General features: G+C 71.3%; 14 protein-coding genes. All 14 read right to left on the bottom strand.

The features are described from left to right. Positions 1-21: 21 nt before the first annotated feature. Positions 22-948: an ABC transporter permease gene (locus ACIO5E_RS18090; RefSeq protein WP_400668573.1), complete on the bottom strand. Its 927-nt coding sequence runs from the start codon at positions 946-948 to the stop codon at positions 22-24. 114 nt (positions 949-1,062) lie between these two features. Continuing rightward, entirely contained in the window at positions 1,063-2,682 is a 1,620-nt protein-coding gene (locus ACIO5E_RS18095; RefSeq protein WP_400668575.1) for an ABC transporter substrate-binding protein, read from the bottom strand. A 172-nt stretch (positions 2,683-2,854) separates the two neighbouring features. Continuing rightward, positions 2,855-3,871 carry a dipeptide ABC transporter ATP-binding protein gene (locus ACIO5E_RS18100; protein WP_280676419.1) on the bottom strand — a complete coding sequence of 339 codons (1,017 nt, stop codon included), beginning with the start codon at positions 3,869-3,871 and terminating at the stop codon, positions 2,855-2,857. Beyond that, positions 3,864-4,913, bottom strand: coding sequence for an ABC transporter ATP-binding protein (locus tag ACIO5E_RS18105; RefSeq protein ID WP_400668577.1), 1,050 nt, complete (start codon positions 4,911-4,913; stop codon positions 3,864-3,866). Before ACIO5E_RS18105 ends, ACIO5E_RS18100 begins: the two co-directional genes overlap by 8 nt. Before the next feature lie 19 nt (positions 4,914-4,932). Then, the gene (locus ACIO5E_RS18110) at positions 4,933-5,877 is read right to left on the bottom strand and encodes an ABC transporter permease (RefSeq protein WP_280676421.1); all 945 of its coding nucleotides are present in this window, start codon (positions 5,875-5,877) and stop codon (positions 4,933-4,935) included. Continuing rightward, complete coding sequence (locus ACIO5E_RS18115) at positions 5,870-6,796, bottom strand: ABC transporter permease (protein WP_400668580.1); 927 nt, start codon at positions 6,794-6,796, stop codon at positions 5,870-5,872. Before ACIO5E_RS18115 ends, ACIO5E_RS18110 begins: the two co-directional genes overlap by 8 nt. A gap of 141 nt (positions 6,797-6,937) precedes the next feature. Next, positions 6,938-8,575: an ABC transporter substrate-binding protein gene (locus tag ACIO5E_RS18120; RefSeq protein ID WP_400668582.1), complete on the bottom strand. Its 1,638-nt coding sequence runs from the start codon at positions 8,573-8,575 to the stop codon at positions 6,938-6,940. Positions 8,576-9,005: 430 nt separating this feature from the next. Beyond that, positions 9,006-10,910 (bottom strand): translational GTPase TypA, encoded by a 1,905-nt coding sequence (typA, locus tag ACIO5E_RS18125; RefSeq protein WP_400668584.1) that lies wholly within the window; start codon positions 10,908-10,910, stop codon positions 9,006-9,008. 273 nt (positions 10,911-11,183) lie between these two features. After that, entirely contained in the window at positions 11,184-12,992 is a 1,809-nt protein-coding gene (locus ACIO5E_RS18130; RefSeq protein ID WP_400668586.1) for an ABC transporter family substrate-binding protein, read from the bottom strand. A gap of 103 nt (positions 12,993-13,095) precedes the next feature. Next, positions 13,096-15,660, bottom strand: a complete 2,565-nt coding sequence (locus ACIO5E_RS18135; protein ID WP_400668588.1) for a SpoIIE family protein phosphatase — start codon at positions 15,658-15,660, stop codon at positions 13,096-13,098. A 293-nt stretch (positions 15,661-15,953) separates the two neighbouring features. Next, positions 15,954-18,701: a SpoIIE family protein phosphatase gene (locus tag ACIO5E_RS18140; RefSeq protein ID WP_400668591.1), complete on the bottom strand. Its 2,748-nt coding sequence runs from the start codon at positions 18,699-18,701 to the stop codon at positions 15,954-15,956. Positions 18,702-18,948: 247 nt separating this feature from the next. Then, positions 18,949-19,377: an NUDIX domain-containing protein gene (locus ACIO5E_RS18145; RefSeq protein ID WP_400668594.1), complete on the bottom strand. Its 429-nt coding sequence runs from the start codon at positions 19,375-19,377 to the stop codon at positions 18,949-18,951. 26 nt (positions 19,378-19,403) lie between these two features. After that, on the bottom strand, positions 19,404-19,601 hold the full coding sequence (locus ACIO5E_RS18150) for an SPOR domain-containing protein (RefSeq protein ID WP_400668597.1): 198 nt from the start codon (positions 19,599-19,601) through the stop codon (positions 19,404-19,406). A 160-nt stretch (positions 19,602-19,761) separates the two neighbouring features. Next, positions 19,762-21,185, bottom strand: a 1,424-nt coding sequence (locus ACIO5E_RS18155) for a DUF4190 domain-containing protein (RefSeq protein ID WP_400668599.1), incomplete at its 5' end; no start/stop codon positions are given.

Here is a 21,185-nt window from a genome sequence, read left to right on the forward strand (position 1 = left end):
TACGAGTTCTCGTCGTGGACGTCAGGCATAGCGGATCCTCGGGTCCAGGACCGCGTAGAGCAGGTCGACGAGCAGGCTGGCGACCAGGTAGACGATCACCAGGACGGTCACGATGCCGACCACGGTCGGGCCTTCCTTCTGGTTGATGGCCCGGTACAGGACGTTGCCGACGCCCTGCACGTTGAAGATGCCCTCGGTGACGATCGCCCCGCCCATCAGCGCGCCGAGGTCGGTGCCGAGGAAGGTGACCACCGGGATCAGCGAGTTGCGCAGCAGGTGCCGGGAGACGATGGTCCGCCGGGGCAGGCCCTTGGCGACCGCCGTGCGGATGTAGTCGGCCCGCAGGTTCTCGCCGATGGACGTCCGGGTGAGCCGGGCGACGTACGCGAGCGAGAGCGAGCCCAGCACGATCGCGGGCAGGATCAGCTGGGAGAGGTCCCGGGAGTCCTGCACCGTCGGGGTGACCCAGCCGAGGTTGGTGGCGAAGATCGTCTGCGCGATGTAGGCCAGCACGAAGACCGGGATCGAGATCACCACCAGGGTCAGGACGAGCACCAGGGTGTCCTGGATGCTGCCGCGCCTGAGGCCGGAGACCAGGCCCAGGGCCAGGCCGAGGATCAGCTCGAAGGCGAAGGCCAGCAGCGCGAGCCGGATGGTGACCGGGAAGGCGTTCCCCATGATGTCGGAGACGGGACGGCCGGTGAAGCTGGTCCCGAAGTCCCCCTGGAAGAGGTTCCCCATGTAGTGCAGGTACTGCTTCCAGACCGGCTGGTCCAAGTAGTACTGATGCTTGATGCTGGCCACCACGGCCGGGTCGGCGGCCTTCTCGCCGAACAGCGCCGCCACCGGGTCGCCCGGCAGCGTGTAGACCATCAGGAAGATCAGCAGCGTGGTGCCGAAGAACACCGGGATCATCTGCAGCACCCGCCGCAGCACGTAACTGCCCATCCGAGCCTCCTTCCTAGGTACCCGACCGGCCGCGGCCGGTCGGCCGAGAGGCCGGGCCCCGCCCTCCGTGCGGGAAGGGCGGGGCCGGCGTGAGGGGCCGACGCCCTCAGGAGCTCAGCCCTTGACCTCGACCTGGGTCCAGGCCGGGTTGCCGAAGGAGTCGAACGCCACGTTCTGCACCTTGGACGAGTAGCCCGAGTTGGTGCGGTAGTACCAGAGCGGGATCGCCGGCATCCCGCTCGGCAGCACCGCCTCGGCCTGCTGGTAGCCGGCCACCGTGTCCGCGACGCTGGGGGCCTCGTCGGCCTTGGTGGCCGCCTGGTCGAACTGCGGGCTGCTGTAGCCGAAGTCGTTGGAGGCCGCGCCGGTGCGGTACACGTCGGACAGGAAGTTGGCGTTCAGCGGGTAGTCCTGCACCCAGCCGGTGCGGAAGGCTCCGTTGACCTGGTGCCCGGTGATCGCGGCGCGCGCCGTCTTGAAGTCGGGCTTCGGGTCGCCGAGGCAGTCGACGCCGGTGTTCTGCCGGATCGAGTTGCAGACCGCGTCGACCCACTCCTTGTGGCCGCCGTCCGCGTTGTAGGTGATGGTCAGCTTGTTGCCGGGGACGCCGCCGCCCTCGGTGATCAGCTGCTTGGCCTTGGCGGGGTCGAACGTGCAGAAGTCCCCGCAGGCGCCGCTCTTGTAGCCCTCGACGCCCTCGGCCACCCAGGCGGTGGCCGGCTTGCGGGAGCCCTGCAGCACCGTCTTGGTGATGGTGTCGCGGTCGATCGCCATCGACAGGCCCTGGCGCACCTTGGCCTTGTCGGGCGAGGCCCAGTCGGCCTGGTAGAGGGTGAAGCCGATGTTCTGGATGGCACCCTGCGGGGCGTCGATCGCCCGGTCGCCGAGGTCGCTCTTGTACGTCGCCAGCGCCGACGGCGGCACCTGGTCCATCACGTCCAGGTTGCTGGACTGCAGGTCGGCGTAGGCCGCCTCGGACGTGGTGTACATCTTGAAGACGATGCCGCCGTTCTTCGGCTTGTCCACGCCCTGGTAGTCCGCGAAGGCCTTGGTGACCACCTGGGTGTTGTGCGTCCAGCTGACGAACTGGTACGGGCCGTTGCCCACCGGCTTCTGCCCGTACCCGGCCGGGTCGTTGAAGAAGGCGTCCGGCAGCGGCGAGAAGGCGATGTAGCCGAGCTTGTACTCGAAGTACGAGACCTTATTGGCCAGCTTGATGGTGAAGTGCAGGTCGTCGACGACGGTCAGCCCGGACATCTTGGTCGCGGTCGGCTGGCCGCTGGCGGGGTGGACGTCCTTGTAGCCCTCGATGTCGGAGAACCAGGAGCTGTTGATCTGGTTGTTGCTGGTGGTCGCGCTCCAGTTCCACGAGTCCACGAAGTTCTTGGCGTGCACCGGTGTGCCGTCGTGGAACTTCCAGCCGTCCTTCAGCGTGACGTTGAAGGTCTGCGCGTCACTGGTGTCGATCTTGTCGGCGACCTGCATCCGGATCTTCGCCGTACTGGGGTCGTAGTCCACCAGCCCCTTGAAGAGGTTCTGGATGATGCGACCACCGCCGACCTCGTTCGCGTTGGCGGGCTGCAGCGGGTTCTGCGGCTCACTGCTCTGGTAGCTGAAGGTCTTGCTGGCGTCCGGCGAACCGCTTCCTCCGCCGCCGCTGCTGCACCCGGTGGCCACCAGGACCACGGATGTCGCAGCGGCGAGGACCCAACGAGCACGGGCGGCTACGGGCATGGAGGTCCCTCCTCATGGTGTGTGTCGCATCACACCCCATGAGAAGCGCGCCCCGGCGACGGCGCGAGTCGGGTGCACCCGGATGGGTGCGGTCACCGCCTGCCGGGTTGGCGGAACGACGGAAGGGCCCGCGGCGGGAAGCCACGGGCCCTTCCGGGGATGCCACGGGGAATCAGGCGGCGGCCGACTCCCGGACCTCGGCGAAGTGGCAGGCCGACTCGTGCGCGGCCGGGCCCTCCAGCACCGAGGGCACCGCGAGCAGCGGGATCTCCTCGGCGCAGCGGTCCTCCGCTTTCCAGCAGCGGGTGCGGAAGCGGCAGCCGGACGGCGGGTTGGCCGGCGAGGGGATGTCGCCGCTCAGGATGATCCGCTCGCGGTTCTCCCGCGCCGTCGGGTCCGGCACCGGCACCGCGGAGAGCAGCGCCTGGGTGTACGGGTGGGTGGCGTTGTCGTAGATCTGCTCGTCGGTGCCGATCTCGACCATCTTGCCGAGGTACATCACGCCGACGCGGTCGGAGATGTGCCGGACGATGGAGAGGTCGTGCGCGATGAACATGTACGAGAGCTCGAACTCGCTCTGCAACTGCTCCAGCAGGTTGATCACCTGCGCCTGGACGGACACGTCCAGGGCGGAGACCGGCTCGTCGCAGATGATGATCTCGGGCTTGAGCGCGAGGCCGCGGGCGATGCCGATGCGCTGGCGCTGGCCGCCGGAGAACTGGTGCGGGTACCGGTTGATGTACTCCGGGTTCAGACCCACGACGTCCAGCAGGTCCTGGACGGCCTTGCGGCGGTCGCCCTTGGGCGCCACCTCGGGGTGGATCTCGTACGGCTCCCCGATGATGTCGCCGACCGTCATGCGCGGGTTCAGCGAGGTGTACGGGTCCTGGAACACCATCTGGATGTTGCGGCGGACGGCCTTGAGGGCCTGGCCGCTCAGCTTGGAGATGTCCTCGCCCTTGAACAGCACCTGGCCGGAGGTGGCCCGCTCCAGGTTCATCAGCACCTTGGCCAGCGTGGACTTGCCACAGCCGGACTCACCGACGATGCCCAGGGTCTCGCCCTTGGCCAGGTCGAAGGAGATGCCGTCGACCGCCTTGACCGCGCCGACCTGCTTCTTGAAGAGGATGCCCTGGCTCAGCGGGTAGTGCTTGACCAGGTCCTTGACCTCCAGGATGGGCTCAGCCATGGAGGGTCTCCTTCCAGAGGTGGCACGCGCTGCGGCGGCCGGTGAGCTCCTTGCCGTCCTTGTCGGTCACGTGGTGCAGCTCCGGGATCTCCGTGCGGCACAGGTCGGTGGCGACGTCACAGCGGGGGTTGAACGCGCAGCCGGTCGGGACCTTCAGCAGGTTCGGGGGCAGGCCCTTGATCGCGTAGAGCTCCTGGCCCTTCTGGTCCAGGCGCGGGATCGAGCGGAGCAGGCCCTTGGTGTACGGGTGCGCCGGGTTGGCGTACAGCTCGTGCACCGGGGCGGTCTCGACGATCCGGCCCGCGTACATCACGGCGATCTTGTCCGCGACGTCGGCGACCACGCCGAGGTCGTGGGTGATCAGGATCAGGCCCATGTTGTACTCGGCCTGGAGCTCCGCGAGCAGGTCCATCACCTGGGCCTGGACGGTGACGTCCAGGGCGGTGGTGGGCTCGTCCGCGATGATCAGGTCCGGCTCCAGGGAGAGCGCCATGGCGATCATGATGCGCTGACGCATGCCGCCGGAGAACTGGTGCGGGTAGTCGCCGACGCGCTGCCTGGCGGCCGGGATGCGCACCCGGTCCATCAGCTCGATGGCCTTCTCCTTGGCCTCCTTCTTGGAGGCGCCCTGGTGCACCCGGAACATCTCGCCGAGCTGGTAGCCCACGCTGAGCACGGGGTTGAGGGAGGACAGCGCGTCCTGGAAGATCATCGCGATCTTCTGGCCGCGGATCTTCCGCCGCTCCTCGTTGCCCATCTTGAGCATGTCCTGACCGCGGTACAGGATCTCGCCCTGGGTCACCTTGCCGGGCGGCATGTCCAGGATGCCCATGATGGTCTGGGCGGTCACGGACTTGCCGGAGCCGGACTCGCCGAGCACGGCGAGCGTCTCGCCGGCCGCGACGGAGTAGTTGACGCCGTTCACGGCCTTCGCCACGCCGTCCCGGGTGTGGAACTCCACGTGGAGGTCCTTGACCTCCAGCAGCGGGGTGCCAACTTCGAGCCGGCCGCTCTTCTGGTTGTTCTCGATCACGGTGGTCATCGGGTCGTCACCTCTTCTCTCAGCGGAGCTTCGGGTCGAGGGCGTCGCGGACCGCGTCGCCGAGCATGATGAAGGCCAGAACCGTGAGGCTCAGCATTCCGGCGGGGAAGAACAGCGCGTACGGCGCGGTGCGGATCACCTTCTGGGCGGTGTTGATGTCGATGCCCCAGGAGATGGTCGGGTCCTGCAGACCGATGCCGAGGAAGCTCAGCGTCGCCTCGGTGGCGATGTAGCCGCCGAGCGCGATGGTCGCGACCACGATCACCGGGGCGAGCGCGTTCGGCAGGATGTGCTTCCACAGGATCCGGCTGGTGCCGGCGCCCAGCGCCTTGGCGGCCGTCACGAAGTCGGCCTGCTTGACCGTGATGACCGAACCGCGCATGACACGGGTCATCTGGGTCCAGCCCAGGGCGACCAGCGCGAAGACCACGCTCCAGATGGTGCGCGAGGTGAAGGCGTTGAGGATGACCAGGGCGCCGAGCAGCAGCGGGATGCCGAAGAAGATGTCGGTGACCCGGGAGATGATCGTGTCGATCCAGCCGCCGAAGTAGCCGGCCAGCATGCCGGTGATGCCACCGAGGATGGTCACACCCGCCGTGACGCAGATGCCGACGACGACCGAGGCGCGGGCCCCGTAGATCACCCGGGCGTAGATGCTGCGGCCCTGGAGGTCGTAGCCGAACCAGTCCGCCTGGAAGAAGTGGCTGTAGTTCGGCTTGGTCAGGTAGTGCAGACGCAGGTCGCCGGCGCGCGGGTCCGCCGAGGTGAACAGCCCGGGGGCGATCGCGATGACGATCAGCAGCAGGATCAGCAGCGCGGAGATCACGAAGATCGGCTTGCGGCGCAGATCGTGCCAGGCGTCCGAGCCGAGGCTGCGGGCCTTCTCGGGCTTGGCCGCCGCGGTGTCGGCACCGCGCTGGGCCGGGATCTCCTCGGCCGTCTTCTTCTCGGTCAGGTCAGGCATAACGGATCCTCGGGTCCAGGACCGCGTAAAGCAGGTCGACGATCAGGCCGGCGGCCAGGTACACGAGCACCAGGAAGGCCACGAAGCCGGAGACCGTCGAGCCCTCCTTCAGGTTGATCGCGTGGAAGAGCGCGTTGCCGACACCCTTGACGTTGAAGATGCCCTCGGTGACGATCGCGCCGCCCATCAGGGCTCCGAGGTCGGTGCCGAGGAAGGTGACCACCGGGATCATCGAGTTGCGGAGCAGGTGGGTGCCGATCACCTTGCGCCGGGGCAGGCCCTTGGCCACCGCGGTGCGGACGTAGTCGGCCTTGATGTTCTCGGCTATGGAGGTACGGGTGAGACGCGCCACGTACGCCAGCGACAGCGAGCCGAGCACGATGGCCGGCAGCATGAGCTGGGTGATGTCGTTCGAGTCCTGGACGGTCGGCGTGACCCACTTCAGGTTGTCCGCGAAGATCGTCTGGAAGATGAAGCCGAGCACCGGGACCGGGATCGAGATCAGCAGCAGGGTCATGACCAGGGTGCCCTTGTCGAACGCCTTGCCGCGGCGCAGGCCCGCGAAGAGGCCGATGGACACGCCGAGCACGATCTCGATGGTGAAGGCCAGCAGTGCCAGCCGCACCGTCACCGGCAGCGCCTCGGTGATCACGTCGACCACCGGCCGTCCGGCCAGGGTGGTTCCGAAGTCGCCGGTGAGCAGGTTCCCCATGTAGTCGAGGTACTGCTGGACCAGCGGCTTGTCGAAGCCCATCTGGTGCCTCAGAGCGGCGAGCTGGACCGGGTCCGGCGCCTTGTCGCCCCACATCGCGGCCACCGGGTCACCCGGCAGCGCGTGCACCATGTAAAAGATGAGCGCGGTCGTTCCGAGGAAGACCGGGATCATCTGGAGCAGTCGCCTCGCGACAAAGCGCCCCATCGTGCCTCCATGTATGACTCTGCCGGGCCCGTCATCCCGGCCAGAGATAAGTCGGCGTGCCAACGGCCGGTGCCAGTCCTCGCCCTTGTGGGGATGGGACGGGCACCGGCCGTTGTCACCGGGTCAGGCGGTGCCGACCGATTACTTCTTCTTGACCTCGACGTCGGTGTAGACCGGGTTGCCGAAGGAGTCGAACTTCACGTTCTGGACGTTGTTGGACCAGCCGGAGCTGGTCTTGTAGTACCAGAGCGGGATGGCCGGCATGTCCTTGGCCAGGACGGCCTCGGCCTGCTGGTAGAGCTCGGTGGTCTTCTCGACCGAGGTGGCCGCGTCGGCCTCCTTCGAGAGCTTGTCGAACTCCGGGCTGGAGTAGCCGGCGTCGTTCGCCGCCGCACCGGTGCCGTAGACGTCGCGCAGGAAGTTGGCGTTCAGCGGGTAGTCCTGCACCCAGCCGGTACGCATCATGCTCGGGACCTGACGCTTGGTCACGAGGTCGCGCGAGGTCTTGAAGTCCGGCTTCGGGTCACCGAGGCACTCGACGCCGGTGGCCTGGCGGATCGAGTTGCAGACCGCGTCGACCCACTCCTTGTGACCACCGTCGGAGTTGTAGAGGATGGTGATCTTGTTGCCGGGCACGCCGTTGCCCTCGGCGATCAGCTGCTTGGCCTTGGCCGGGTCGTACTTGCAGGCGTCGCCGCAGCTGCCGGCCTTGAAGCCCATGACGCCGGGCGCCACGAACGCGTCGGCGGGCTGACGCGTGCCGTTCAGCACGGTCTTGGTGATGGTGTCGCGGTCGATGGCCATCGACAGGCCCTGGCGGACCTTGGCCTTCTCCGGCGCGCTCCAGTCGGCGTTGTACAGCGCGAAGGAGATGTTCTGGATGGCGCCCTGCGGCTGGTCGACCGCGCGCTTGCCCAGGTCGTCCTTGTACTTGGGCAGGTCGGTCGAGTCGACCTGGTCCAGGACGTCGAGGGTGTCCGACATCAGGTCCTTGTACGCGGCCTCACCGGAGGTGTAGTTCCGGAAGACGATGCCGCCGTTCTTGGCCTTGTTCGTGCCCGCGTACTTGTCGAAGGCGGCCAGGGTGATGGCCTTGTTGTGCTCCCACGACACGAACTTGTAGGGGCCGTTGCCGATCGGCTTCTGGCCGTAGCCCGCCGGGTCGGCGAAGAAGCCCTCCGGCAGCGGGTAGAAGGCCGAGTAACCGAGCTTGTACGTGAAGTACGAGACCGGGTCGGTCAGCTCGATGGTGAAGTGCGTGTCGTCGATGACCTTCAGGCCGGACATGCTGTCGGCGGTCGGGTCACCCTTCTCCGGGTGCACGGCGTCGTAGCCGACGATGTCGGAGAACCAGTCCGAGTTGATCTGGTTGTTCTTGGTGTTGGCCGACCAGTTCCAGGACTTCACGAAGGACTGGGCGGTCACCGGGGTGCCGTCGTGGAAGGTCCAACCGGACTTCAGGGTGACGGTGTAGTTCTTGGCGTCAGTGGTCTCGATCTTGTCGGCCACCTGGTTGCGCAGGGCGCCGGTGGCGGGGTCGTAGTCGACGAGGCCCTGGAAGAGCTGCTTGACGATGCGGCCGCCCTGGTTCTCCATGGCGTTGGCCGGCTGCAGCGGACGCTGCGGCTCGCCGCTCTGGTAGCTGAAGACGCCCTGGGCGTTGACCGCAGCGCCATCGGAGCTGCTCCCACCGGTGGAACCGCCACTGCTACAAGCAGTCGCGGCAAGGGCGACAGCAACAGCTGCGACAACCCACTTGGCCTGGCTCCCACCACGCATCGGTGTGCCTCCTGAATTCGACGTTGCAACGAGGAGGGCATCGCGGACGGTTGTCACCGGACCCGCTATGCCGTCCGCGCTCGTGGTTTCGGCGCGCACCCCTGCGCGTTCACCCTTGACCCGAGCCTGACTGCACCCACTATCCGTCACGCACGGACACGAAAGTGACCAGTGACGATCTCAATTAGGTCACATGAACAGTCGGTAAGTTTCGAAAACCGGACATATGAGACATAGCCAGACAGGCACCAAACGGACAGTCGTCATGAATGACGAACTGTCACGTTCGCTCAGCGGACACCTGGGCGTGATGAGCGCTATTCCGTTAATACCCGCGTCGACAACTTGGAGTAGTTGAAAAAGTTCGCCCCCCTCTCCATGGGAAAGGGGGGCGAAGCATTCCGGCCAATGGCCGGTCAAGCCGTCCGGATCACGCCTTCTTGGAGCGCGAGGCGGTGCGGCCGCGGTCCTTCTGGTCCAGGACGACCTTACGGATGCGAACCGTCTCCGGGGTCACCTCGATGCACTCGTCCTCGCGGCAGAACTCCAGCGACTGCTCCAGCGAGAGCTTGCGCGGCGGGACGATCGACTCGGCCACATCAGCGTTCGAGGAACGCATGTTGGTGAGCTTCTTCTCCTTGGTGATGTTCACGTCCATGTCGTCGGCGCGCGAGTTCTCACCGACGATCATGCCCTCGTACACCTCGGTGCCCGGGTCGCAGAAGAGCACGCCGCGCTCCTGCAGGTTGGTCATCGCGAAGGCGGTGACCACACCGGCCCGGTCGGCGACCAGCGAACCGTTGTTGCGGGTGGTCAGGTTGCCGAACCACGGCTCGTGGCCCTCGTGGATCGAGTGCGCGATGCCGGTGCCGCGGGTGTTGGTGAGGAACTCGGTCCGGAAGCCGATCAGACCGCGGGACGGCACGACGAACTCCATCCGGACCCAGCCCGAGCCGTGGTTGGACATGTTGTCCATCCGGCCCTTGCGGATGCCCATGAGCTGCGTGACCGCGCCCATGTGCTCCTCCGGCACGTCCACGGTGAGGCGCTCGACGGGCTCGTGCGTCTTGCCGTTGACCTCCTTGGTGACCACCTGCGGCTTGCCGACGGTCAGCTCGAAGCCCTCGCGGCGCATGGTCTCGATCAGGATGGCCAGCGCCAGCTCACCGCGGCCCTGCACCTCCCAGGCGTCCGGGCGCTCGGTGTCCAGGACGCGCAGCGAGACGTTACCGATCAGCTCGCGGTCCAGGCGGTCCTTCACCTGGCGGGCGGTGACCTTGCGGTCCACCTTGGCGCCGGACTTCGCGTCCGCGCCCTTGCCGCTGCCGCCACGGCCGACCAGCGGCGAGGTGTTGGTGCCGATGGTCATCGAGATGGCCGGCTCGTCCACCGTGATCAGCGGCAGCGCGATCGGGTTCTCCGGGTCGGCGAGGGTCTCGCCGATCATGATCTCGGAGATGCCCGCGACGGCGCAGATGTCACCCGGGCCCGCCACCTCGGCCGGCTTGCGGGTGAGCGCCTCGGTCATCAGCAGCTCGGAGATGCGGACGCTCTGGACCGTGCCGTCGCGCTTGATCCACGCCACGGTCTGGCCCTTGCGCAGCTCGCCCTGCTCGACGCGCAGCAGCGCGATACGGCCGAGGAAGTTGTCGGCGTCGAGGTTGGTGACGTGGGCCTGGAGCGGCGCGTCCTCCTCGTACGTCGGGGCCGGGACGTGCTCCAGCAGGGTGCTGAAGAACGGCTCCAGGCTGGTGCTGTCGGCCGGGACGGTGCCGTTCTCCGGCTTGGTCAGCGAGGCGACGCCGTCACGGGCACAGGCGTAGACGATCGGGAACTCGATCTGGTCCTCGTCCGCGTCCAGGTCCAGGAACAGGTCGTAGGTCTCGTTGATGACCTCGTCGATCCGGGAGTCCGGGCGGTCCGTCTTGTTGATGCAGAGGATGACGGGCAGGCGGGCGGTGAGCGCCTTGCGGAGCACGAAGCGGGTCTGCGGCAGCGGGCCCTCGGAGGCGTCGACCAGCAGGACGACCGCGTCCACCATCGACAGACCGCGCTCGACCTCGCCACCGAAGTCGGCGTGGCCCGGGGTGTCGATGATGTTGATGGTGATCGGCGCGCCACCATCCTTGGGGTGGTACTTGACCGCGGTGTTCTTCGCGAGAATGGTGATGCCCTTCTCGCGCTCCAGGTCGTTGGAGTCCATCATCCGGTCGTCCAGGTGCTGGTGGGCGGCGAAGGCGCCGGCCTGCTTCAGCATGGCGTCCACCAGGGTGGTCTTGCCGTGGTCGACGTGGGCGACGATAGCGACGTTACGGATGTCGTTGCGCGTGGGCATGCCTTGCGGATTCTCCCGGAATCGTGGGTTGCGGCGCCCGGCCGCGAGACGCCGACCTGCGATCCCACTGGATCGCCGCCGCCCGTTCCGCCTGCTACTACCGGTCCACCCGCCGGGCAACGGACATGCCTCGGCTTCCTCCTATCGTACGGGGAAGCGCCCAGGTGAGCAGAAACGAGCAGGTCGGGCGGGATCAAGATCACAGATCGGTCACCCGCTCTTCACCCGCCGTTCCCCCTGCGCCGGGATCCGGCGGGTGATTCGAGGACGGCCCTAGGCGTTCCACCCCACGTCCTGGAAGCGCGGCCAGCCGTACCCCCAGACCCCCGCACCGGCGACGCCCGCCCGGACGCCGACCAGCTCGGGCCGCTGGTAGAGCGGCACCGAGTGCCCGAGCTGCCAGATCCGGACGTCCGCCTCCTGGAGCAGGCCGAGCCGGGCGCCCGGGTCGAGTTCGGCGCCGGCGCGGTCGAACAGCCGGTCGATCTCCTCGGTGCCGCTGCGGGCGTAGTTGGTGCCGTGTTCGAGGACGCCGTCGGCGTCGGGCCGGGGCTTGGCGTAGACGGGCCGCTGCTCGCCCGCCGGGCTGGTGCCGGCGGGCCAGGAGAACAGGGCCAGGTCGTACTCCCCGGCGGCCAGGTGGTCCTCGACGAAGGTCTCGGTGGGCGCGGTCGCCGTCTTCACCGCGACGCCGGACTCGACGAGGTTGGCGGTGAGCGCGTCGGCGGTGCGCTTGGCGGTCGCGGAGTCGGCCGGGACGAGCAGGGTGAGGCTGAGCTCCTTGCCGTCCTTGGTCCGGGTGCCGCCGCCGGCGGGCCGCTTCCAGCCCGCCTCGTCGAGCAGCCGGTCGGCGTCGGCCGGACCGGCGGCCGCGCTGTTGTCGCGGTAGCCGTCCTGGTCGCCGGCGAGCAGGTGGCTGCCGATCGGGGCGCCGGGCAGGCCGAGCGGGGTGAGCGCGGCGTCGGCGATCCGCCGCCGGTCGACGGCGCGGGAGAGGGCGAGCCGCAGGGCCGGGTCGGTGAGCGGGGCGCGGGCGGCGTTGAGGGTGAGCTGGGTGAGCGAGGCACCGACGGCCCGGTGCACGGTGACGCCGTGCAACGACTCGGCCCGCTGCAGGGCCGCCGTCGCGGCCTCGGGCGTGGCGGCCGGCGGCGCCGCGGCGGCGGTCGGTGTACCGGAGGCGGACGGCGAGCTGGTGGGGGGTGCGGGCACCGCCCGGTCCACCGCCGTGGTGAGCGGGACGATGTCCAGCCGATCCTCGTCGAGCGCGTCCAGCCGCTGCTCGGGCTGCGTGGCGAGGAAGTCGATCCGGTCGGTCTTCGGCGGGTCACCCCACCACAGCGGGTTGCGGGAGAGGCTGACCCGCCCGCCCGCGGCGTCGTACCCGGAAACGGTGTACGGCCCGGCGCTCAGGTGGTCTCCGCCGGTGAGCGCCTGGTTGAAGGCGTCCGGGGTGGCCGTCTCGGCCGCCGGGTAGAGCGGGCCGAACAGCGAGCGCCATTCGGCGTACGGGCGTCGGAAGGTCACCCGGACCTCGTGCGGGTCGGCGCCCTGGGAGATCGAGTCGATGGCGTCGTACCCGGCCGGGCGGCCGCCCTGGTAGGCCGGGTCGCTGCCGGAGAGGGCGGCCCGCTGGGCGGTGAGGTCGGCGGCCGAGAGCGGGGTGTCGTCGCTCCAGACCGCGTGCGGGTTGAGCCGGTAGGTGACGACCTGGGGCTGCTGCCCGGGCGGGGTGGACTCGGCGCCGGCCAGGTAGTCCGGGTCGGGGACGAGCCGGCCGTGGTCGTCCGGCCGGAACAGCGAGGGGTAGAGCGCGTGTGCGAGCAGCGCCGAGTCGGCGGTCGCGGCGCCCTGGTAGACGTTGAACGTGGTCGGGAGGCCGTCCACGGCCCAGCGCAGCGTGCCGCCGCTCCGCACGGCGGCACGGTCGGCGGGCCGGACGTCCCCGGTGCCGGCGGTGGGGTCGGCCGGGGCCGGGGCGGGCCCGGGGGGACGGACCGGGGCCGGGTCGTCGGAACAGCCGCCGAGGCCGGCGGCGAGCAGCAGCGCGGCGGCTGCGGTGGTGAGCTGGCGGACGCGCATGGCGGCCATGCAACGCCGACCGGGGCGCCGGTCCCGGCCCGACACGGCGGACCGCCGCGCGACTGCACCCGGACGGCCGATCCCGCAGGCTCGGGACGGGACCCTAAAGCGCCAGCTCGAACCAGACGATCTTGCCCTTGGGCGTGCGCCGGCTGCCCCAGCGCTCGGCCAGCAGGCTGACCAGCTGCAGGCCGCGCCCGCCCTCGTCGGTCTCCTGGGCGCGCCGCTGCCGGGGCTGGGCGTAGCCGTCGTCCCAGACCTCGCAGACCAGGCCGCGCTCGCGCAGCAGCCGCAGCCGGATCTCGCCCCGGCCGTGCTTGAGCGCGTTGGTGACCAGTTCGCTGACCAGCAGCTCGGTGGTGTCGACGAGTTCGTCCAGGCCGCGGGTCAGCAGCCAGCTGCAGGCCAGCTCGCGGGCCTTGGCGACGGAGGTGGGCTCGGGCGGCAGGAACCAGTTCCCGACGGCGTCCTCGGGGAAGGCGTGCACCTTGGCCATCAGCAGGGCGATGTCGTCCTCGCCGTGGTGCGGGTTGAGCTCGCCGAGGACGTGGTCGCAGAGGTCTTCGAGGCTCTTGCCCTCGGCGGACAGCGCGGTGCGGAAGGCGCGCAGGCCCTCGTCCAGCTGGTGCTTGCGGCTCTCCACCAGGCCGTCGGTGTACAGGCCGAGGACGGCGCCGTCCGGGAGGGTCAGCTCGACCTCCTCGAAGGGCTCGCCGCCGACGCCGAGCGGCAGGCCGGGCGGGACGTCGAGCATCCGGGCGGGTTCGCCGGGGCCGAGCAGGACGGGCGGCAGGTGGCCGGCGTTGGCGATCCAGCAGCGCCGCGTGACGGCGTCGTAGACCGCGTAGACGCAGGTGGCCAGGTAGACCTCCCGGGCCTCCTCGTCGGCGGCCGAGGTGAGCCGGCCGTACGGGGTGGGCGGGCCGGCCGGCACGGTGTCGCCGCCGAGGCCGCGGGCGATCTCGTCGAGGGCGGTGAGCACCTCGCCGGGCTCCAGGTCGAGCATGGCGAGGGTACGGACGGCGGTGCGCAGCTGGCCCATCGCGACGGCGGCGCGCAGGCCGCGGCCCATCACGTCGCCGATGACCAGGGCGGTGCGGTTGCCGGGCAGCGGGATGACGTCGAACCAGTCGCCGCCGACCTCGGTGTTGTTGTTGCTGGGCAGGTAGCGGCAGGCGATCTCCAGGCCGCTGGCGGCCGGATTGCCCGGGGGCAGCAGGCTGCGCTGGAGGATCAGGGCGCGCTCGTGCTCGCGGCGGTAGAGCCGGGCGTTGTCGATGCAGACGGCGGCGCGGGCGACGAGCTCCTCGGCAATGGCGACGTCGCGGGCGTCGAAGGGCTCGCTGCCGATCGCGCGGGAGAGCTGGACGAGGCCGAGCACCTGGTCGCGGGCGACCAGCGGGACGATCAGGGTGGAGCGCAGCAGCGGGTCGCGGCCGGGCTCGGGGATGACGCTGCGGCCGGTGCGCAGCGCCCGGGCGTGCGGGGAGCGGCGCGGGTAACAGAGGGTGCCGCCGGCTTCGGCGATGGGCAGGCCGGTGACCGAGCCGAGCACCGAGGAGGCGCCGCCGATGACGCTGGAGACGGCGACCCGGCGCAGTTCGCCGCTGCCGTCGGTGAGCACGGTGTCGCCGAGCCGGCCGGCGCTGGGGACGGTCTCGCCGGAGAGCAGCGCGGTGTAGAGGTCGACGGTGGCGAGGTCGCAGAACGGCGGGACGACGACGTCGAGCAGTTCCTTGGCGGTGGTCTCCAGGTCGAGGGTGGAGCCGATGTGCGCGCTGGCCTCGTTGAGCAGGGCGAGGTTGCGGCGCACGCCGTCGGCCTCCCGCTCGGCGACGTGCCGGCTGGTGACGTCGGAGACCTGCCCGGCGACGCCCATCGGCTGCCCGGCCGCGCCGTTGAGGCGGTACAGCGAGACGGCCCAGAGCCGGTTGCCCTCACGGGTGGGGACGGCGCCGTGGAAGCGCAGGTCGAAGACGGGCTCGCCGGTGGCGAGGACCTTGCGCAGGGCGGCGCTGAGGCGGTCGGCCTCGGACGGCGGGAAGAGGTCGTGCGGGGTGAGGCCTTCGAGGTCGGTGGGGACCAGGCCCATGCCGGAGGCGAAGGCGTCGTTCACCCGCTGCAGGCGCAGCCGGTCGTCGAAGAGGATGAAGCCGGTGGGGGTCTGCCCGAAGACGGCCTCGGAGGCGGCGAGGTCGGTCTCGATCCGGCGCAGCCGGCCGAGGTCGACGGCCAGGCAGGTGGCGCCGGCGGTGGGCAGGGCGCTGTCGGGCATCAGGTAGAGCTCGGCGAGGCCCTCGCCGCCCGCGGCGTCCCGGTAGGGGGTGGTGCCGACCCACTCCTCGCCGGCCAGGGTGCGTTCCAGCCGGGCGCGGCCGCGCTGCCAGAGTTCGCGGGGGACGAAGGTGGTGATCGGGTCGGCGCCGACGGCGTCGGGGGCGGGGACGCCGAAGAACTCGGCGGCGCGCTCGCTCCACTGGCTGATCCGGCCGTCGGGGCCGATCGCGAAGGTGGCGACCCGGATGTAGTCGTAGATCGAGCCGGGGTCGCCGGCGCCCCACGGGTGGGCGTCGGCCAGCGGTTGGGCGGTGCGGCTGCGGCCCGCGGTGTCGGCGCCCGGCGGCGACGCCGGGCCGGGCAGGTGCGGTGAACCGGCCTGCCCGGGCACGGCGGCATGACCGCTGCTACTCGGCGCATTCCGCGCCGGGGTGCTGTTCAACGGACCGACCCCTCCAACCCCGCGACCGTCCGGATGTCGAGAAGACCGAGTATTCATCATCGAGGGGTACGTTCACACGCCCTCAACATCACAACATCAGATCGGGCGAAGGTTTTTGTCCTACCGCCCGCGCAACCACAATGCCACGCTCGCGCCCCCTTCCGGAGCGCGCGCTCCCCCTGGCCGCCTGCTGGCATATGCAGCCCCGTTCCCCTCGCCTCCCGTCCAGCTCATGCGCCCGCTCACAGTTCGTCGGGCTCATTACCCGGCAACGCCTGCTCGAACCAGACCACCTTGCCGATGCCCTCGGCCCGGGCGCCCCAGCGCAGCGCCAGGCGGCGGACCAGTTCCAGGCCCCGGCCGCCCTCGTCGGCCTCGGCCGCGTGCCGCTCCCGGGGCGGGTCGGGCAGCGGGTCGGAGATCTCGACCAGCAGCGTCTCACCGAGCGTCAGCCGGACGCCGATGGGGGCGCTCGCGTACCGGACGGCGTTCGTGACCAGCTCACTGACCAGCAGCTCGGCGGTGTCGGTGAGCTCCTCGACGTTCCACTCGGCGAGCGTGGAGCGGACCAGCCGGCGGGCCCGGGACACGGCGGTGGGCTCGGCCGGCAGGGTCCAGCCGGCCGTCGGGGTGCCGGCCTGGCCGTGGCCGAGCCGGGCCAGCAGCAGTGCGACGTCGTCCGGCTCGCGGCCCTGCTCCATGGTGTCGAGCACGGCCTCGCAGGCGGCCTGGATGGAGGCGTGCGGGTCCTGGAGCACGGTGACCAGCCGGCCGAGGCCGACGTCGAGGTCCTTGTCCCGGGACTCGACCAGTCCGTCGGTGCAGAGCGCGAGCAGGCTGCCCTCGGGGATCTTCAGTTCGACGGACTCGAACGGGACGCCGCCGACGCCCAGCGGGGCGCCCGAGGGCAGGTCGAGGATCCGGCCGGCGCCGCCGGGCAGCGGGCCGCCGGTCCGGGTCGGCTCCCCGTCCTCCCCGCCCGGCACCACCAGGACCGGCGGGATGTGCCCGGCCTTGGCGACGGTCAGCTTGGCCGTCCCCGGGTCGAACACCGCGTAGACGCAGGTGGCGAGCAGCGCCTCGTCCGGCCCCTGGGCCAGGTCGTCGGCCAGCTCGTGGACGTGCCGCAGCAGGACGTCCGGCGGCAGGTCGAGGGCGGCCAGCACCCGCACGGCGGTGCGCAGCCGTCCCATGGTGGCGGCGGCCCGCAGGCCGTGGCCCATCACGTCGCCGACCACCAGCGCGGTGCGGTCGCCGGGCAGGGGGATGACGTCGAACCAGTCGCCGCCGACCTCGGTGCCGCTGCTGCCGGGCACGTACCGGTAGGCGACCTCGACGCCGGTGGGCTGCGGGACCTGCTGCGGGAGCAGGGTGCGCTGGAGGGTGAGCGCGGCGGTGCGCTCGCGGGCGTAGAGGCGGGCGTTGTCCAGCGAGCTGCCGGCCCGGTCGGCCAGCTCGACGGTGAAAGCCAGGTCGTCCCGGTCGAAGCCCTCCCGGTAGCCGCCCCGGCTGACCAGCAGCAGCCCGATCACGATGCCTCGGGCGCGCAGCGGGACGACCAGCATGGAGTGCACGCCCAGGTCGTGGGCGGCCTGCATCTTCGGGTCGCCGGAGTACGTCACGTCGTCGAGCTGGTCGGCGCCGGAGAGCAGCTCGGGGACGCCGGTGCGCAGCACCCGGCCGCAGGCGGAGTCCTCGGCGAAGGTGATCCGGGCGCCGCGGCGGAGCATCACCTCGACCTCGGGGCCGTCCTGGACGGAGGCGGTGCCGAGTTGGAGCAGCGAGGTGCGGCGGTCGTGACCGTGCCGGGGCAGGTCGTCGCCGTGCGCGACGGCCTGCAGCAGGATCACCGCGGAGTGGTCGGTGAGCCGGGGGACGACGGAGCTGGCGAGTTCCTGGGCGATCCGGGACGCGTCGAGCAGGTCGCCGACCCGGGAGCCGAACTCGTTGAGCAGCGAGAGCCGGCGCCGGGCGTGCTCGACCTTGGCGACGGCCCGGTAGCGCTCGGTCACGTCCATCACGGTGCCGGAGATGCCGAGCACCCGGCCGGAGCGGTCGGTCATCCGGCTGTAGGAGATCGAGCGGTAGCCGGAGCGGGCGGTGACCGGGGAGGCGAGGGTGACGTCGATGACCGGCTCGCCGGTGGCCAGCACCTGGCGCTGGATGGCGGTGATCTCGTCGGCGGCCCGCTCGGGCAGGGTCTCGCCGGTGGTCCGGCCGACGTGGTCCGCCAGGGCGACGCCGTTCATCTCGGCCAGGGTCTGGTTGACGGCGGTGTAGCGCAGGTCGGTGTCCATGATGGCGATGCCCAGCGGGGACTGCTCGAACAGCGCGTCGCGGACGGCGAGGTCGCGCTCGACGGCCCGGACGGCGGCCGCCTCGGCCATGTTGACCTGCAGGAACGGGGTGCCGTCGCCGTCCACCAGGAGGGAGACCCGGGCGTCCACCGCGACCGGCACGCCGTCCCGGTCGCGCAGTTCGGCGTTGCCCGACCAGCGGCCGTGGCGCAGGGTGTCCTGGATCGCGGCCCGGATCCGGGCGACCTGCTCCTGGTCGGGGATCAGGTCGTCGATCCGGTGGCCGACCAGCAGCTCGTTCGGCCAGCCGAGCAGTTCCTCGGCGGCCGGGCTCCAGAGCACCACCCGGCCTGCGGTGTCCAGGATCGCGATGGCGACCTTCAGCATGTCGAGCAGGCTGCCCTCGGGCGGCGCGCCGAGGCCGTGCGCGGCGTCGGACGGCCCGCCGGGGAACGGCCGGGCCGGACGGCTGCGCAGGCCGGGCTGGGCGCCCGGGTCGGGGACGGCCGGGGTCGGGGACGGCTGGGCGGGCTGCGGGGCGGGCTGCGGGGCGTCGACGGTGTCCCGGCGGCGACCGACCGGCGACTGCGGGGCGGCCGGGTGGGCGCCACGGCGCAGCCGGGCGCGCGCGGCGGCGCCGCCCGCGGTACCTGTCCGCCGTGCTCCCCCGCCGCCGTTCCCGGTACTCGACACCGACGGGGCCTCCGGCTCTGGTCGGGATCGGTGTAGCCGGCTGGGACGACTCACCGATGGTGACGAATAGTGCCGAAACGCGACATACCCAGCAGGACCCAGGCTATCCCGGTCGTCGGGTCCTCTTGTCCGATTGACCTACCCCGTACCGCGCGCGTCGCACACCGGCACGCGCGGCCTGATGCGGGCGCACGGGGGCTTCAGGCGCTTCGGCGCTTCGGGGGCTTCATTCGGGGGCTTCAGGGGCTCAGGCGCCGAGCAACCGCGCGATGTGCGGCAGAACGTCCCGGTCGTGCTCGATCCAGTCGACGCTGTCCAGCTCGGCCGGACCGAGCCAGCGCAGCTCGTCGTGGTCCTCCAGCGGGCGGGGGTCGCCGGCCAGCAGCTCCGCCGCCCAGAACCGCAGCTCCAGGCCCGGCCGGACGCTCCACGCCCCCGGCAGCCGCTCCAGCGCCCGGGCCTGGACGCCCAGCTCCTCCAGCAGCTCCCGCTCCAGCGCCTGCGCCTCGGTCTCACCGGGCTCGGCCTTCCCGCCCGGGAACTCCCAGCGCCCCGCCACGGCCGCAGGCGCGCTGCGCCGGGCGGCGAGCACCCGGCCCCGGTGGATGAGGGCGCCGCCGACGACGATCCGGGTCTCGGCGGGGGTATCTACGGGGGTCTCGGCGGCCTTGTCCATGGCCCGACCCTATGGCCTCGGCGACCCTAGGACGTCGGCGCGCCCGGCCGTCCGCCGTCGGCACCCGGGCCCTCGCCGGGGTCGGCCTCGACCCAGTACAGCTGCTTGTGGCCGTGGGCCTCGAACTCGGCCGCCAGCCGCTGCGCCTCGGCGCGCTCCAGCCCGGTGGCGACCAGGAAGCGGTTGCCGTTGTCGTCCTGCCGCATCACCCGATAGGCGCTCATGGCGGGGAGCGTATCCCCGGCCTGCGTGGGGGTCGGGCCGGGGATCCGCCCTCGCGACGCTACGCGCGGCTCGCTACCGGCAGGTACGGGCGCGGTTAACGGCGGGTAACCCGGTGCGGAGGCGGGGTGGGCCCGCCGACGCACCGAGGCCGTCGGCGACTCAGACCTGGAGGTCGGGCACCTGCTCGCCGGTGGAGAGCCCGAGCCCGCGCCGGATCTCGACGCTGAGCGGCACCGTCCTGGTCACCAGTGCCCGGGCCCGCCGGACGTCGCCCTCCAGGTCGGCGCCGGTGGCCGCGGCGTCCCACGCGGCGGCGGCCGTCTCCTGGGCCGCGGCCAGCTTGCCGATCGTCGGCTTGACCTCGGCCGGCCACACCGCCGGCTCCTTGTTCAGCGCCGCGGCCTCCGCGTGGGAGGCGGCGGCCATCCGCCGGGCCCAGTCCCGGTACTCGGACGACGCCTCGGCGAAGCCCTTGCTCGGCTGGCTCCCGTAGGTGTCGTTGAAGCCTCGCACCGCCTCCAGGTACGTCAGCTGGGCGGAGTTCAGGCTGCCCCGGTCGGTGCGGACCGTCCCCAGGTGCTCGGCGTCGCGGTCCTCGAACGCGCAGGTGACGCTCCGGTCGCCGGACCTCCAGTTGCCCCGGGTCGGGTAGAGGTAGACGTCGTCCATGCCGTCCGGGATCGCCCACTGGTCGAGGGCGTAGTCGTCGAGCACCTTGCGGCACAGCTCGGCGGCCAGCTCGCGGACCCTGGCCTCGCCCGGGTAGGACGGACCCTCGCTCGCCGGGATCCGGACGGTGCCGGCCACCTCGCCGTGGTGCAGTACCGAGCACGGCACCCGGCGGACCCAGTACAGCGTCTCGTCGCCGCCCCCGGGGTCGGTCCGGCTGCCGTTCTCGGGGGTGTTGTAGCAGTCCCCGGACTTCAGCGCGGCCCAGGCGACGGAGCCGGCCGGGGCCTTCGGGGGCAGGGCGAGCCGGTCGCTCCCGCCGGACTCGAAGGTCGATCCGGCCAGCGCGAGGGAGAACAGCAGCGTGCCGACAACGCCGAGCACCAGGCCGATCACGGCCATCCCGAAGCCGCGCTCCTTGCGGCGGTTGATCTGGACCAGCGCGACGATGCCGAAGACCAGGGCCACCGGCGCCACCGCGACCAGGCCGGTCACCAGGGCGGCGACGGCGAAGCCGTTGGTGACGCTGGCGGCGGCCGGGGCGTGGAAGCCCGGGTGGAAGCCGGCCTGCGCGGCAGGGGGCACCGACGCCCAGCCGCCGGCGGGCAGCGGCGGGGGCGGGGGCTGGGGCGGCGACAGCGACGGGGTGGGCGCGGACCAGGGGTTGGCGGGCGCGGCGGGCGCGGGCGCGGCGGGCGCGGGCGCGGCGGGTGCGGGTGCCGCGGCCGGCTCGACGTGCTCGGCCTGGTCCGCCGGCTCGGCCTCGTGGGCCGGCTTGTGGAGATCGACCGCGGGCGACTCCGGCCCCGGCGCGGGCGGCGCGGGCGGCGCGGGCGGCGCGGGCGGCGCGGGCGGCGCGGGCGGCGCGGGCGGCGCGGGCGGCGCGGGCGGCGCGGGCGGCGCGGGCGGCGCGG

Origin of the sequence: Kitasatospora sp. NPDC087314 (assembly GCF_044744365.1) — a bacterium.
Classification (GTDB): Bacteria; Actinomycetota; Actinomycetes; order Streptomycetales; family Streptomycetaceae; genus Kitasatospora.